General features: G+C 69.7%; 12 protein-coding genes. 8 read left to right on the plus strand and 4 right to left on the minus strand.

Annotation, left to right across the window (positions count from 1 at the left end):
* A partial coding sequence (locus AC1D12_RS08705; protein WP_477839950.1) for a molybdopterin-dependent oxidoreductase occupies nt 1-1,251 on the minus strand: 1,251 nt, incomplete at its 3' end.
* 134 nt (nt 1,252-1,385) lie between these two features.
* Between AC1D12_RS08705 and AC1D12_RS08710 the strand changes: the two genes are divergently transcribed.
* The 6 genes from AC1D12_RS08710 to AC1D12_RS08735 all read left to right on the plus strand — a co-directional run bounded on the left by AC1D12_RS08710 (nt 1,386) and on the right by AC1D12_RS08735 (nt 7,578).
* Nucleotides 1,386-2,513, plus strand: coding sequence for an ABC transporter substrate-binding protein (locus AC1D12_RS08710; RefSeq protein WP_477839952.1), 1,128 nt, complete (start codon nt 1,386-1,388; stop codon nt 2,511-2,513).
* 145 nt (nt 2,514-2,658) lie between these two features.
* The gene (locus tag AC1D12_RS08715; RefSeq protein WP_477839956.1) at nt 2,659-3,789 is read left to right on the plus strand and encodes an ABC transporter substrate-binding protein; all 1,131 of its coding nucleotides are present in this window, start codon (nt 2,659-2,661) and stop codon (nt 3,787-3,789) included.
* 114 nt (nt 3,790-3,903) lie between these two features.
* A complete protein-coding gene (locus tag AC1D12_RS08720; RefSeq protein ID WP_047500051.1) occupies nt 3,904-5,106 on the plus strand; it encodes a M20 aminoacylase family protein in 1,203 nt (400 codons plus the stop codon).
* Between the two features lie 10 nt (nt 5,107-5,116).
* Complete coding sequence (locus tag AC1D12_RS08725) at nt 5,117-6,214, plus strand: M14 family metallopeptidase (RefSeq protein ID WP_465110874.1); 1,098 nt, start codon at nt 5,117-5,119, stop codon at nt 6,212-6,214.
* A gap of 78 nt (nt 6,215-6,292) precedes the next feature.
* On the plus strand, nt 6,293-6,601 hold the full coding sequence (locus AC1D12_RS08730; RefSeq protein ID WP_477839959.1) for a DUF1272 domain-containing protein: 309 nt from the start codon (nt 6,293-6,295) through the stop codon (nt 6,599-6,601).
* Nucleotides 6,598-7,578, plus strand: a complete 981-nt coding sequence (locus tag AC1D12_RS08735) for a GlxA family transcriptional regulator (RefSeq protein ID WP_477839960.1) — start codon at nt 6,598-6,600, stop codon at nt 7,576-7,578. The genes AC1D12_RS08730 and AC1D12_RS08735 overlap by 4 nt, the downstream gene beginning before the upstream one ends.
* 1 nt (nt 7,579) lies before the next feature.
* On the opposite strand, the gene mdoH is transcribed toward AC1D12_RS08735, so the two are convergent.
* From mdoH to AC1D12_RS08750, 3 genes are all read right to left on the minus strand, one after another.
* The gene (mdoH, locus tag AC1D12_RS08740) at nt 7,580-9,790 is read right to left on the minus strand and encodes a glucans biosynthesis glucosyltransferase MdoH (RefSeq protein ID WP_477839963.1); all 2,211 of its coding nucleotides are present in this window, start codon (nt 9,788-9,790) and stop codon (nt 7,580-7,582) included.
* The gene (locus AC1D12_RS08745) at nt 9,763-11,283 is read right to left on the minus strand and encodes a glucan biosynthesis protein G (protein ID WP_477839965.1); all 1,521 of its coding nucleotides are present in this window, start codon (nt 11,281-11,283) and stop codon (nt 9,763-9,765) included. Before AC1D12_RS08745 ends, mdoH begins: the two co-directional genes overlap by 28 nt.
* Nucleotides 11,284-11,616: 333 nt before the next feature.
* Entirely contained in the window at nt 11,617-12,927 is a 1,311-nt protein-coding gene (locus AC1D12_RS08750; RefSeq protein WP_477826684.1) for a DUF4397 domain-containing protein, read from the minus strand.
* Between the two features lie 133 nt (nt 12,928-13,060).
* On the opposite strand from AC1D12_RS08750, the gene AC1D12_RS08755 reads away from it, so the two are divergent.
* On the plus strand, nt 13,061-13,930 hold the full coding sequence (locus AC1D12_RS08755; RefSeq protein ID WP_477826683.1) for a DUF6502 family protein: 870 nt from the start codon (nt 13,061-13,063) through the stop codon (nt 13,928-13,930).
* Entirely contained in the window at nt 13,927-15,120 is a 1,194-nt protein-coding gene (locus AC1D12_RS08760; protein WP_477839967.1) for a DUF5666 domain-containing protein, read from the plus strand. The genes AC1D12_RS08755 and AC1D12_RS08760 overlap by 4 nt, the downstream gene beginning before the upstream one ends.
* Nucleotides 15,121-15,243: the final 123 nt, after the last annotated feature.

Raw genomic sequence — 15,243 nt, forward strand, 5'->3', positions numbered from 1 at the left:
GAGCACCACCGTGAACAGGTCCTCGCGCGCGAAGCCCTTCACCACCTTCGGCGATTCGGGCGCCACCGCGACCGGGTTGCTGTTGTAGACCACCAGCGCCTCGATCTTCGGGCCGAATGCCGCCGAGCCCTCGCGCAGCAGGTCGTCGCCGATGGTGCTCATGTTGATGGTGCGCGGGCGCCGGCCGGCCAGCAGTTCGGGCCGCTGCAGCGCGGCCTTGTCGGGATGGAACCAGCCCGACGCCGACAGCAGCATGCCGCCCGCGCGCTGCCGCCACGCGCCGGTCAGGCACGGCAGGATCGCCACCAGCCGCACCGCATTGCCGCCGCCGCGCACGCGCTGCATGCCGTAGTTCAGGCGGATCGCGGCCGGCTTGGTCGTGCCGTAGTCGCGCGCCAGGCCCCGCACCTCGTCGGCGCTGATGCCGCAGGTCTCGGCGGTGCGCTCGGGCGTCCAGGCCATCGCGCGCTCGCGCAGCGCCGGCCAGCCTTCGGTGTGGCGTTCGATGTAGTCAGGATCCAGCCAGTCGTTGACGACCAGCTCGCGCATCAGCCCGAGCGCGAGCGCGCCGTCGGTGCCCGGCAGCAGCGCGATGTGCTGGTGGCATTTGTCGGCCGTCTCGGTCTTGCGCGGATCGATGCAGACCAGCTTCGCGCCGTTGCGCTTCGCCGCGTTCGCGAAGGTCCAGAAATGCAGGTTCGACGCGATCGAGTTGCTGCCCCAGATCACGATCAGCTTGCTCTCGGCGAAATGCTCGACGTGCATGCCGACCTTGCCGCCGTAGGTTGCCATCAGCGCCTCGGCACCGGCCGACGCGCAGATCGTGCGATCGAGCAGCGAGGCGCCCAGCTGGTGGAAGAAGCGCCCGGCCATGCTCTCGCCCTGCAGCAGGCCCATCGTGCCGGCATAGCTGTACGGCACGATGGCCTCGGGCGCGCGCGACGCGATCTCGGACAGGCGCGCGGCGATGTCCGACAGCGCCTCGTCCCAGCTCACCGGCACGAACTGCCCGCTGCCCTTCGGCCCCACCCGCTTCAACGGATGCAGCACGCGATCGGGGCTGTAGGTTCGTTCGGTGTAGCGCGACACCTTGGTGCACAACGCACCGTGCGTGGTCGGGTGATCGGGGTCGCCTTGGATGCGGATCGCACGATCGTTCTCAACGGTCACGCGAATGGCGCAGGTGTCTGGACAGTCATGCGGGCACGCTGCCGCAACAGTTCGGTAACTCATCGCGGAACTATTGCACATGCTTCCGGATGTATGTGCCCGCTAGGTCATGAACCGTAAGTTTTGTACCGATATCGACGGATATCCTTACGGCCCAGCAAACGGCCCGCTGAGTCGTAACAAGCTGCAACAAATTTGTCAACGGAACTTGCCCCATGAAACGTCGTGAACTTCTCAAGAGCGTCGCCGCCGGCAGCGCTGTGTTGGCGCTGCCGGCGCTGGCTCAAAGTGACCGCCGGCTCGTGCTGGGCCAGTCCGCCGCCTTCACCGGCCCGGCGGCGCAGCTGGGCATCCAGATGAACCGCGGCGCCCGCGTGTTCTTCGATGCCTTCAATGCCGCCGGTGGCGCCAACGGCCACACCATCGAGCTGAAGACGCTGGACGACGGCTACGAGCCGGACCGTTGCAAGGCCAACACCGACCGCTTCATCAAGGAAGACGTGTTCGCGCTGTTCGGCTATGTGGGAACGCCGACCTCGCTGGCCGCGCTGCCGCTGGTCAACGACAGCAAGACGCCGTTCTTCGGGCCGTTCACCGGTGCGGAGGCGCTGCGCGAGCCGTTCAGCAAATCGGTCTTCCATGTGCGGGCCTCGTACTACGACGAGACCGCGCTGATCGTGAAGAACCTGACGCAGCTCGGCCTGAACAAGGTCGCGGTGTTCTACCAGAACGACGCGTACGGCAAGGCCGGCCTGGAAGGCGTGACGCGCGCGCTGAAGCCGCTGAACCTCGCGCCGGTGGCGCTGGGCACGGTCGAACGCAACACCGTCGCGGTCAGCCAGGCGGTGAAGGACATCGTCCCGAAGTTTCCCGATGCGGTGGTGCTGATCAGCGCCTACAAGTCGTGCGCCGCGTTCATCCGCGAGGCCCGCAAGGCCGGCTATGGCGGCACCTTCTACAACGTGTCGTTCGTCGGCACGCAGGCGCTGGCCGACGAGCTCGGCAAGGAAGGCCGCGGCGTGATGATCAGCCAGGTGATGCCGTTCCCGTTCTCGACCACCACGCCGATCTCGCGCGAGTACCTGGATGCGGTGGCGAAGGCCGGCGGCGACGCGACGCCGAACTACTCCAGCATGGAAGGCTACCTGGCCGCGAAGGTGTTCGCCGAGGGCCTGAAGCGCGCCGGCCGCGCGCCGTCGCGCGATGCGCTGATCGCCGGGCTGGAGTCGATCCAGAACGCGAACTTCGGCGGCTTCAATGTGCACTTCGGTGCGAAGGACCACGTCGCGTCGAGCTTCGTCGACGTCTCGATGCTGACCGAAGACGGAAAAGTCCGCCGGTAGGCCCACCCCCGAGGCGCTGCGCGCCTCCCCCTCAAGGGGGCGCCGCCAGTGGCCCGGCAAAGCCGGTTCCACGGCGTCCGTTTGATGGGCTCGGGCACGTTGTGCCGAGCTCCTCAGTTGTAGTTCCCATCGAATTGGAGTTAGTGTGAAACGTCGTCATTTCCTGAGCCTGGGTGCTGCCGCACCGGTGGCCCTGGCCTTCCCGAAGCTGGCGACCGCCGCCTCCACCAAGATCGTGCTCGGCCAGTCGGCCGCGTTCTCGGGCCCGGCCAGCGCGCTGGGCGAGCGCTTCAAGGAAGGCGCGCTGCTCGCCTTCGAGCGCGTCAATGCGCGCGGCGGCGTCAACGGCCGCACGATCGAGCTGCGCAGCGTCGATGACGGCTACGAGCCCGACCGCTGCGCCGAGAACACGCAGAAGCTGCTGAAAGACGACGTGTTCGCGCTGTTCGGCTACATCGGCACGCCCACGTCGGTCGCCGCGCTGCCGCTGGCCACCGCGGCGCGCACGCCGTTCTTCGCGCCGTTCAGCGGCGCCGAGGCCCTGCGCTCGCCGTTCAACCGCATGGCCTTCCATGTGCGTGCGTCGTACAACGACGAGACCGCCGAGATCGTCAAGCAGATCACCTCGATCGGCATGCAGCGCATCGGCGTCTTCTACCAGAACGACAGCTACGGCAAGGCCGGCCTGGACGGCATGACGGCGGCGCTGACGGCGCACAAGCTGAAGCCGGTGGGCCTGGGCACGGTCGAGCGCAACACGGTGAACGTGGCGGCCGGCGTCGGCACCATCCTGGCCGACAAACCCGATGCGATCGTGCTGATCAGCGCCTACAAGTCGTGCGCGGCGTTCATCCGCGAGGCGCGCAAGCAGGGCTTCAGCGGCAGCTTCTACAACGTCTCGTTCGTCGGCACGCAGGCGCTGRCCGCCGAGCTCGGCCAGGACGCCCGCGGCGTCGCGATCAGCCAGGTGATGCCGCTGCCGTTCAGCGCCACCGTGCCGATCTCGGCCGACTACCTGTCGGCCGGCAAGGCGCTGGGCGCGAAGTTCGAGCCCAACTACGGCGGCATCGAAGGCTTCGTCGCCGCCCGCACGATGATCGAGGGCCTGCGCGCGGCCGGCGGCAACGCAACGCCGGAGACGCTGGTGACGGCGCTGGAGAACATGCCCGAGCTGAACCTCGGCGGCTTCTTCATCGATTTCAACGACAGGTCGCATGCCGGCTCGAAGTACGTCGACATGACGATCCTGACGGCGGAAGGCAAAGTCCGGCATTGAGTCTGGTAGCCCGGATGCCAATCCGGGTGCGCGTCGGTCGGACTCTTCCCCGGATTGGCATCCGGGCTACGGCAGGCCTGTAAACTGCTTTGCTCCTTCTGAGGGAGCGCTTCCATGCAGTTGATCGAGTCCATCCTGGCCGATGCCGCGGCCGTCACGGCGATCCGACGTGACATCCACGCCCACCCCGAACTCTGCTTCGAGGAGAAGCGCACCGCGGATGTGATCGCGAAGGCGCTCACCGACTGGGGCATTCCGATCCACCGTGGGCTCGGCACCACCGGGGTCGTCGGCATCGTCAAGGGCACCGCAGGCACGAGTGACCGGGCCGTCGGCCTGCGCGCCGACATCGACGCGCTGCCGATGACCGAGAAGAACACCTTCGCGCACGCCAGCACCACGCCGGGCAAGATGCATGCGTGCGGCCACGACGGCCACACCGCGATGCTGCTGGCGGCTGCCAAGCACCTCTCGAAGAACCGCCATTTCGACGGTACCGTCTACCTGATCTTCCAGCCCGCCGAAGAAGGCGGCGGCGGCGCACGCGAGATGATCAAGGACGGCATCTTCAAGCAGTTCCCGATGGAGGCGGTGTTCGGCGCCCACAACTGGCCCGGCATGAAGGTCGGCCAGTTCGCACTGAAGAACGGCCCGTGCTTCGCGTCGAGCAACGAGTTCCGCATCGTGATCCGCGGCAAGGGCTCGCATGCCGCGATGCCGCACAACGGCATCGACCCGGTGCCGATCGCCTGCCAGCTGGTGCAGGGCTTCCAGACCATCATCACGCGCAACAAGCGGCCGATCGATGCCGGCGTGATCTCGGTGACGATGATCCATGCCGGCGAGGCCACCAACGTGGTGCCCGACAGCGTCGAGATCCAGGGCACGGTGCGCACCTTCACGCTCGAGGTGCTCGACCTGATCGAGAAGCGCATGAAGGAGGTGAGCGAGAGCCTGTGCGCCGCATTCGATGCGAGCTGCGAGTTCGAGTTCACCCGCAACTACCCGCCCACCATCAACCACCCGGCGGAGACCGAGTTTGTGCGCGGCGTGATGGCCGACGTGGTCGGGCCCGAGAACGTGCAGGAGTTCGAGCCGACGATGGGCGCCGAGGACTTCAGCTACTTCCTGCTCGAGAAGCCCGGCTGCTATTTCCTGATCGGCAACGGCGACGGCAGCCACCGCATCGGCGGCCACGGCATGGGCCCGTGCATGCTGCACAACCCGAGCTACGACTTCAACGACGACCTGATTCCGCTCGGCGCCACCTTGTGGGTGCGCCTCGCCGAACAATGGCTCTCGCAGCCGCGGCGCTGAGGCCGGCACGATGAACACCGAAGCGTTGTTCGCGCAGACCTACGCCGAGGCGCGCGGCAAGTTCCTGGCCGCCGCCGAAGCGGCCGAGCTCGACGTCGAGACCCATGTGCACCCGCTGCTCGGCCGCGACGGCGAGACGCTGGCGATGGACGTGGTGCGCGACGGCCCGGCCGATGCGAGCCGGCTGCTGATCATCAGCAGCGCCTGCCACGGCGTCGAGGGCTTCTGCGGCTCGGGCATCCAGGTCGGGCTGCTCGGCGATGCGGCCTGGCGCGCGTCGGCGCATGCGGCCGGCGTGGCGGTGCTGTACATCCACGCGCTGAACCCCTACGGCTTCTCGTGGTGGCGCCGCACCACGCACGAGAACGTCGACCTGAACCGCAACTTCCACGATTTCAGCCGGCCGCTGCCGGCCAACCCGGGCTACGACGAACTGGCCGGGCTGCTGGTGCCGCCGATGTGGCCACCGTCGCCCGAGGTGATGATGCGCGTCGGCCAGTTCGTGCAGCAGCGCGGCATGGAGGCGTTGCAGGCAGCCGTCTCGGGCGGCCAGTACGACCACCCCGAGGGCCTGTTCTACGGCGGGCGCAACCCGACCTGGAGCCACGTCACGCTGCGCCATGTGTTGCAGCAGCACGGGCGGCGTGCTGCACGGCTCGGCTGGATCGACCTGCACACCGGGCTCGGGCCGACCGGCGTCGGCGAGCGCATCTTCGCGTGCCGCGACGATGCGGCAGCGTTGCAGCGGGCCCGCGCCTGGTGGGGCGACGGCATCACGTCGATCTACGACGGCAGCTCCAGCTCGCCGCTGCTGACCGGGCTGATGTGGTCGGCCGCCTACGACGAATGCCCGCAGGCCGAGTACACCGGCATCGCGCTCGAGTACGGGACGCTGCCGATCATGCAGATGATCGAGGCGTTGCGGGCCGACCAGTGGGTCGAGAACCACCCCGAGGCGCCGGCCGACCAGCGCGCGCAGATCAAGCAGCAGACGCGCGATGCGTTCTACGTCGACACGCCGCAGTGGAAGCAGCAGGTGTGGGAGCAGGCGCGCGATGCGGCGGGGGCGGCGGTGCGGGGACTGGCAGCGGGTTTGGTCCGGAACTGATCGATCCAGGTCGGCGGACGCGGCGACGAATCGGGCCTGCCGGCCTATCGTGGCATCCTCCCGCCACGAAAGCCCGCCATGCTCCAGCTCCGCCCCACCTGCGAACACTGCAACACCGCGCTGCCGCCGGAATCGATCGATGCGCGCATCTGCAGCTTCGAATGCACCTTCTGCGCGAACTGCGTCGACAACGTGCTCGGCAACGTCTGCCCGAATTGCGGCGGCGGCTTCGTGCCGCGCCCGGTGCGGCCGGTGAACGACTGGAAGGGCGGCAACCACCTGGCCCGCTACCCCGCCGAGACCATGGTGAAGCACCGCCCGGTCGACCCCGCCACGCAGGCCGCGTTGCGTGAACGCCTGCGCGGCGTGCCACCCGAACAGCGATGACCCGCGTCGACATCGCGATCGTCGTGCCGCCGCGCACGCTGCTGCTCGATGTCGCCGGGCCGGCCGAGGCCTTCCGGCTGGCCGATACGCACCTCGCGGACCAGGGCCGGCCAGAACGCTTCCGGCTGCGCTTCGTCGGGCCGCAGGCGCAGGCCGCGAGTTCGGTCGGGCTGCAGGTCGCCGGGCTCGAACCGCTGCCCGACCGCTTCGCCGCGCCGACCTGGCTGATGGTGGTCGGCCAGCCCGCCGCCGCCCTCGGCCGGCCCGATGCGGCGACGCTGGCCACCGTCGACTGGCTGCGCCGCGACATCGGCCCGCTGCTGCAATCGGGCGAGGACCACCGCCTCGTCGGCGTCTGCACCGGCACGCTGCTGCTGGCCCGCGCCGGCCTGCTCGGCGGGCGGCGCTGCACCACGCACCATGCGTTCATCGAGATGCTGCGCCGCCTCGCGCCCGAAGCGCAGGTGGTCGACAACCGCGTGTTCGTGCTCGACGGCGCGCTCGCCACCAGCGCCGGCGTGACGGCCGGCATCGACCTCGCGCTGCACCTGATCGCGCTGGCCTGCGGCGATGCGCTGGCCGCGCGGGTCGCGAAGGACCTGGTGGTCTACCTGCGCCGCACGCAGAACGACCCCGAGCTGTCGCCGCTGCTCGCGCACCGGCACCACATCCACCCGGCGTTGCACCGCGCGCAGGATGCGGTGTGCGAGCGGCCTGGCGACGACTGGACGCTCGGTACGCTTGCCGACGCCGCGCATGTGACGACACGCCACCTGCTGCGGCTGTTCGCCGAGCATGCGGCGGTGTCGCCGATGACCTATGTGGAGAAGATCCGCCTCGAGCGGGCGCGCCAAGCCTTGTCGGGCGGCGCGAGCGTCACGCGGGCCGCGGAGCACGCGGGGTTCGCGTCGGACCTGCAATTGCGCCGGGCGTGGGGGCGGCACCTCGAAGGCACGCCCCGCGCCGCCCGGCGGTGAATCAGGCGCGCCGTTCGGTGCGAACGAGGCTCGCGTTGGCGGCCAGCTGATCACGCAGCCGCACGATCGTCTGCGGCTCGCTCAGCAGGCGCATCCGGTCGGCCTTGCTCAGGCGCTCGGTGTCCTGGTCGGCCAGCAGGCCCTTCACCAGCAGGCGACGCGCCTTGCCACGGCTGCCCCAGCCCGTATTGCGCGGGCCCATCGCACCGCGCACCACGTCGAACAGCCACGGGTCGTTCAACGCATCGCGGAACTGGCGCAGCGGCGCCGCGCGGCGCGCATGGGCCCAGGCCCGGCGCAGCACGGTCGGTGCCGAATGCTCTTCCGGCGTCAGCAGCAGCTTGCTGGCGAGCAGGCGCTGGCCGAGGCCGGAACGGCTCGTCAGCACCACCAGCGGCACCGCCAGCAACAGCGGCAGGCCCATCGGCGCCAGCCACAGCGTGGCCTGCGGCTGCACCCACAGCACCAGCGCCGACAGCAAGGCCACGCCACCGCTGATGAACATGAAGCGGCGCGCCGCATCGGCCCAGCCGATGTCGCTCGCTTCCCGCGGCGGCGATTTCCAGTCCAGCTTCAGGCCGGTCAGCGCGACGATCACGAACAGCGTGTGCGCCATCATCCGCACCGGCGCCTGCAGCACCGAGAGTCCGCCTTCCAGCAGCGCGCCCTGGATCAACGCGGCGGTGCCGCCATAGCGGTGCTGCTGCTTCGTCATCACGATCGCGGCCACGCCCATCACGCGCGGCATCGCCAGCATCACCGCGGTGGCGAACCACAGCAGAGCCATCTCGACCGGCAGCTCGCGCGCCGCGCCGAACACCGGGTGCCCGCCGAACATCCACAGCCCCGCGCCCAGCAGCACGAAGGCCAGCCACAGCGGTGCCGACAGGTAGGCGAGCGCGCCGGTCAGCAGCATCGCGCGGTGCACGCCATGCAGGCCGGGCTCGGCGATCAGGCGGGCGTTCTGCAGGTTGCCCTGGCACCAGCGGCGGTCGCGCTGCAGCTCTTCCAGCAGGTTCGGCGGCTGCTGCTCGTAGCTGCCGTGCAGGTCGTGCACCAGCCACACGTGGTAGCCGGCCCGGCGCATCAGCGCGGCCTCGACGAAATCGTGCGACAGGATCTCGCCGCTCAGGCCGCCATGGCCCTTCAGCGGCGCGAGGCCGCAGTGCTTCATGAACGGCTCGACGCGGATGATCGCGTTGTGGCCCCAGTAGTGCGATTCGCCCAGCTGCCAGTACTGCATGCCGGCGGTGAACAGCCGGCCCGCGACGCGGCCCGAGAACTGCTGCGAGCGTGCATGCACCGTGTCGAGACCGCAGGCCTGCGGCGCGGTCTGCAGGATGCCGGCGTTAGGGTTGGCTTCCATCAGCCGCACCAGCTTCACGAGGCAGTCGCCGCTCATCACGCTGTCGGCATCCAGCACCACCATGTAGCGATAGTCGCGGCCGAAGCGGCGGCAGAAATCCGCCACGTTGCCGGCCTTGCGCTTGGTGCGGATGGTGCGCCAGCGGTAATAGATGCGATCGGCCARCCCGCTCTCGGCGCGCAGTTCGGCCCAGGCGGCCAGCTCGGCAGCGCGGATCTCGGGGTCGTTGGTGTCCGACAGCACGTAGACGTCGAACAGGCTCGACGCGCCGGTGGCGGCCAGCGACTCGACGGTCGCGCGCAGCCCGGCGAACACGGTGGAGACCTGCTCGTTGCAGATCGGCATGATGATCGCGGTGCGCGCGCCCTTGTGGATCGGCTCGTTGCCGACCGAGGCCGCCGACATCGCATGCCGGTCGCCGCGCCACAGCACCCAGAAGCCCATCATCGCGGTGAAGAAGCCCGCCGACACCCAGGCGAACAACAGCGCGTACAGGCCGATCTGCAGGTTGCGCAGCCAGGCGCTCTCGTGCTGCGGCAGCACGGTGGCCAGCAGCGCGGTGGCACCGGCGGCCGACAACGCGACCAGGCCGAGCAGCACGCGGCGGCGCGCCTTGGCAGCCAGCTCCCAGGCTTCGGGGGCCGCCGGCGGCTCAGCCGCGACGGCGCGTGCGCCGGGTTGAACGAGGCGCCCCAGGCCGGCCAGCGAGCCGACCAGCAGGTCGCCCAGGCTGCGCGTGAAACCACGCCACGGCTGAGCCACCATCGAGCCGCGGTTCATGCGCGGCATGCTGGCGCCCGGTGCGGATCGGTCGGCGCTCACTCGGGTTGAATGATCGTGGTCCATGTTTCGGTCAAGGCGTTGTCGCCGGTTTGGAGAAAGGCTCGCAGCTCGGCGGGTTGCGTGAGCTGGAGGCGGTTGACGCGCACGGTCATGCGCCAGGTGCCGGTCGCCGGGTTGCGATAGGCGTTGCGTTCGACGATCTTTGCGTTGCTGCCGGCGCTGACGACGGCCTTCACCGGCGCATCGGCCGGCAGTGCCCGCAGTGCGGGGCCGTCGAAGTCGACGACGTACTGCACCTCGCGCGGATCCAGCACCGTCTTGCGGTCGACGAAACCGTGGCCGCGGCGGGTCTGCACCGTCCAGCCGGCCGGTGGGCGCTGCTGGCGCTCGCCCTGCCACTGCATGCGGTAGGCGAAATCGATCGGCTGGCCCGGCGCCGGCACGCTGTCGGGCACCCAGTACGCGACGACGTTGTCGTCAGTCTCGTCCGGCGTGTGCAGCTGCAGCAGCTCGACACGGCCCGGGCCCCACTTGCCTTGCGGCGTGACCCACACGCTCGGGCGATGCTCGTACTGCGCCTCGGTGTCTTCGTAGCTGGTGTAGGCGTGGTCGCGCTGCATCAGGCCGAAGCCCTTCAGCTCGGCCATCGAGAACGAGGTCACCAGCGTGCGGTTCGGGTTGACCAGCGGGCGCCACAGCCATTCGCCGCCGCCCTTGCCGTCGCCCGTGGCCAGCATCAGGCCGTCGGAGTCGTGCACCTCGGGGCGGAAGTCGCCGGCCTTCGGCTGGTTCTCGCCGTGCGCGAACATGCTGGTCAGCGGCGTCAAGCCGAGCGTCGCGACACCGGCGCGCAGGAACAGGCGGGCCTGCACGTCGATGGCTGTTTCTTCCCCGGGGCGCAGCGTGATGCGGTACGCCCCGGTCGCGCGCGGCGAATCGAGCAGTGCGTGGATCACCAGCGTGGTCGCCTGCGGCGCCGGGCGCTCGATCCAGAACTCGCTGAAGCGCGGGAACTCCTCGCCGCTGCCGCCGACGGTGTCGATGCCCAGCCCGCGCGCCGACATGCCGTAGTGCTGGCCCTTGCCGAGTGCGCGCAGGTAGCTCGCACCGAGGAAGACGACCAGCTCGTCCTTGTAGGCCGGGTTGTTCAGCGCGTAGTGCACGCGGAAGCCGGCAAAACCGAGGTCGCCCCAGCCCTTCTGCGTCAGCTTGTTCTTGCCGTAGTCGAAGTCGTTGCGGTCGAACGCGATGTGGTTGACGCGGCCATCCGGCGCGATCTCGTTGATCGACACCGGCTGCGTCTGGAACTTGCCGAGGTGGAAGAAGGCCAGCTCGAACGGCAGGTTCTCGCGGTGCCACAACGCCTTCTRCGGGTTGAAGCGAATGTCGCGGTACTGGTCGTAGTCGAGGTTCTTCAGCTCATCGGGCAGCTTGACCGTGACCGGCGCGTAGGCGCGGGTGGCCGCCTGGCGGGCACGCTCGGCGACATCGTCGAAGCCGAAGGCATGGGCCTGGTGGGCCAGGCCGGCGAGGCTGAGCAGCAGCAGCGCGCGCACCCCTGTCGCGGATCGGCGAATGGCGGGGGCGAAGAACGCGGGGAGACGGCGGGCAACGGACAAAACGAGGTTCCTGTCTGGCAAAACAAGGCCGTGAAAACGGCTGCGATGCCATGACAGCGCAACGCGCGTGCCAGCAGAAAAAGTCGTTTGCTATCAACGACTTGCCGCGAGTAACAAAGGGTTTGCCCGTATCTGACGCTCAAACGGTCGTCCGGACCGGTGTTTTTGTCGCCATGCAGCGACAGCGCAACCCAGCGTCTTCGCCAAGTGCCTGTCGCGCAACGACTTTTTGGCTGTCACCGGATGGCGACAGCCGCTGTCGCACTGGGCTCAGCGATCGCGCACCAGCGTCCCGACCGGTGCGGCGGCGTCACCGAGCATGAACACCGTGTAGACCTTGGTCGCCTGCAGGTTGGCCTCGTCGTTGAGGAACAAGCGCGCGGCCGAGGCCGGCGAAGTCACTTCCAGCCGGATCGGGTTGCCGACCACGAGGCTCGCGCTCACCGACGCCTGGCCGAACGGGATGTCGCTCGCGACCAGGCCGTAGTCGGCGGTCAGCGTCGCGTTGCCGCCCAGGCCGTTCACGCCGTGCACCAGGCGCAGCTTCGCGTTGCCGGCGCCGGCCGGCTTGTTGTTGTCCTGCAGCACGAAGGCGCTCGGCGCGGCCGCCGTGCCCAGCACCATCAGCGTCACGTCGGCACCGGGTTGCGCGGTGAACGCCGGCAGCGCGATGGCGGTCCCACCATTCACGCGCAGTTCGCCGGTCACCGCACCGGCCGGCATCGTCGTGTACGGCACGATCGCCGGCGACGTGATGCCGCTCGCCAGCGCGACGCCGTTCGCCTGCACCGAGACCGCGCCACCGGCCGCCACGCCCGCCACCACGCGCACGCGGGCCAGCGTGTTCTTCTGCGCCACCGCTTCGGCGCGCTGGTTCAGCAGCAGGCCGTGCACCAGCACGCCGCCCGGCGTGGCGGTGGCCACCAGCGTGACGATCTGCTGGTCGGCCAAGGTCACCGACGGCAGGTCCAGCCGCACGTCGGCCTTGTTGCCGGCGCCCGTCACGACGATGCGCCACGCGCCCTTCACGAACTCCTTGTAGACGCTCAGCGTGTCAGTCGGGATCGCGGAAAGCGCCGCGCTCTGGTCGGCCAGGCTGGCATCGGCCGGGAACACGTAGAGGTCGAGCGCGCCGGCCTCGACCGCGCCGTTGAACAGGCGCAGCTTCGCCTGGCCCGCTGCCGGCGCCGCTTCGGCGTCGTTCAGGTACATCGCGCGCAGCGAGGTCTCGGTGCTGTAGGCCACCAGCGTGTGGTTGCCGTTCCCGGCCACCGTGCGGCTCACGCTCACGGCGGTGGAGGCCGAGCCGCTGCGCTTCAGCGCCATCGTCACCGTGCCGGCGCCGATCTCCGGCGAGTACGCGCCGGCGGTGAACGACGCGGTGTCCTTGGTCTGCAGCACATCGTTGGCGTAGAAATCGAGCGCCGCGTAGTCGGTCGTCGCGTTGACCAGGCGCACCCGGCCGGTCCCGCCGCCGTCGTCGCCGGAGCCACCGCCGCAGCCGGGCAGCGCCACGGCGGCCACCAGTGTTGCAAGCAGGGTCGCTGCCGCCATGGCCCGGCGGGTGAAGAAGGTGTTCATCGAAGCTTTTCCAGTGAATGTGCAAATGTGCAATTAGCACATTCACTGTAGATTCCATGACACACGATGACAAGCCCCGGGAAACCGGGGATTGCGAAAGCGTGATCAAATGTGCATGTTGCACATTGAAGCCATGACGACGCCGGACGACACCGAGGCCGCCTTCCAGCAGGCGCTCGAGCGGTTGCTGCTGCCGCTGGCGCAGCTGTGTCTCGACCGGGGCCACGGCTTCCCGCTGCTGGCCGAGGCGCTGAAGCGATCGCTGGTCGCCGCCGCGCGCGAGGCGCATTCCGGCGCGCAGGCGAGCCGCGACATCAGCCGCATCAGCACCACCACCGGCCTGACGCGCCGCGAGGTGACGCGCATCACGCACGCCCCGCCGGCCGAGGTGCCCGCGCGCAGCTCGCCGGCCACCCAGGTCTTCACGAAGTGGATGGGCAGCCGGCGCCTGCAGGACAAGGACGGCCGGCCGAAGGCGCTGCCGCGCCAGGGCAAGGCGCCAAGCTTCGAGGAGCTGGCGCGCTCGGTGACGCGCGACGTGCACCCGCGCAGCCTGCTCGAGGAGCTGTGCCGGCTCGGCCTCGCGAGCTTCGACCCGGTGACCGACACCGTGACACTGGAGCGCGATTCCTTCGTGCCGAGCGCCGACCAGTCGCGCCTGCTCGGCTTCGTCGGCCACAACGTCGGCGACCACCTGGCGGCCGCGGTCGCCAACCTCGCGGCCGGCAGCGCCGGCGAGAAGCCGCCCCACTTCGAGCAGGCGCTGTTCGCCGACGGCCTCAGTGCCGACTCGGTCGCGCAGCTGCGCGGGCTGGTCACCGAGCAATGGCGCGGGCTGATGGCCGCCCTGGTGCCGCAGCTCACCGACATGATCGACGCCGACGAGCGCGCGCACCAGGCCGGCGACCCGCCGCTGCGCCGGGCGCGCATCGGCCTGTACACCTTCCATGCCGACGCGCCCGCGGCGGCAGCCCCTTCACCCGACGAGCCCGACCCATCGTGAACAACCGCCCCTCGAGCCACTCGCGCCGCCGCCGCCTGACCGCGGGGCTCCTGGCCGCCGCGCTGCTGATCACCCACCTGGCCGGTTGCGGCGGCGGCGTCGACAGCGGCGGCACCGGCATCATCGCGTCCGGCCCGATCAGCGGGCTCGGCTCGATCTTCGTCAACGACGTGCGCTTCGACGACGACAGCGCCGAGATCCGCGACGAGCAGGGCGCGCTGCTCACGAAGGACCAGCTGAAGCTCGGCATGACGGTGATCGTCGAGGGCGGCACGCTCGACACCAGCGGCACGCAGGCCACCTCGACGGCGCTGGCGATCCGCGTCGTCAGCGACCTGGTCGGCCCGGTGGCATCGGTCGATGCGGTCGGCGGCAGCTTCGTCGTGCTCGGCCAGACGGTGATCGTCGGCGCGCGCACGCTGTACGACGGCAGCCTGACCGGCGGCTTCAGCGCGCTGGTGCCGGGCATGACGGTGCAGGTGTATTCGCAGTACGACCCGCTGACGCGCCAGTACGCGGCCACGCGGGTCGAGCAACTGCCCGATGCGTCGTTCTACAAGATCCGCGGCGTGGTCGCGGCGCGCGATCCGCAGGCCCCGAGCCTGACACTGGGCAGCGAGGTGATCGGTGTCGGCAGCGTGGCCGGCAACGCGGTGCCGCCGGCGGACATCGGCGATTTCCTCAGCGTGCGGCTGCTGCCGGACAACGCGCAACTGGCCGCCACCTCGGTGCGCACCGCCGACCTGATGCTCGCCGACCACCCGGTGGCGCGCGTCGAGGGCACGGTGACCGAGATCGTCAGCTCGCGCAGCTTCAAGGTGAACGGCATCGCGGTGGACGCCGTCGGTGCGCACTTCGATGGCGACGAGGCCAAGGTGGTGCTGGGCGCGCGCGTCGGCGTGTTCGGCGCCACACTGGCCGGCACGCTGGTGGCGGCGCGCGTCATCGTGCACGACGACAGCGTGCCGGCGATCGCGAGCTTCGCGCTGGTCGGCGCGGTGCAGGAGCTCGATGCGGCGGCGCGCAGCTTCCGGATCCGCAACACGCCGGTGGTGTTCGACGATGGCACCACGTTCAGCGGCGGGGTGGCAGCCGACCTGGTGGACGGCCGGCGCGCCACCGTGACCGGCGTGCCGTCGCTGGACGGCACGCGGATCGTCGCGACGCAGGTCACGTTCGGGACGCCCTGACGCCCCTCCGTTCGCCCTGAGCCTGTCGAAGGGTCGGGCTGAGCCTGTCGAAGCCCCTGCAGATGACAGATTTGTCATCTGCACGTCAGCCAGCGGCCCGGGCCTCGTCACTAAACTCCCGGG

The organism is Rhizobacter sp. P1_G5 (assembly GCF_056405435.1).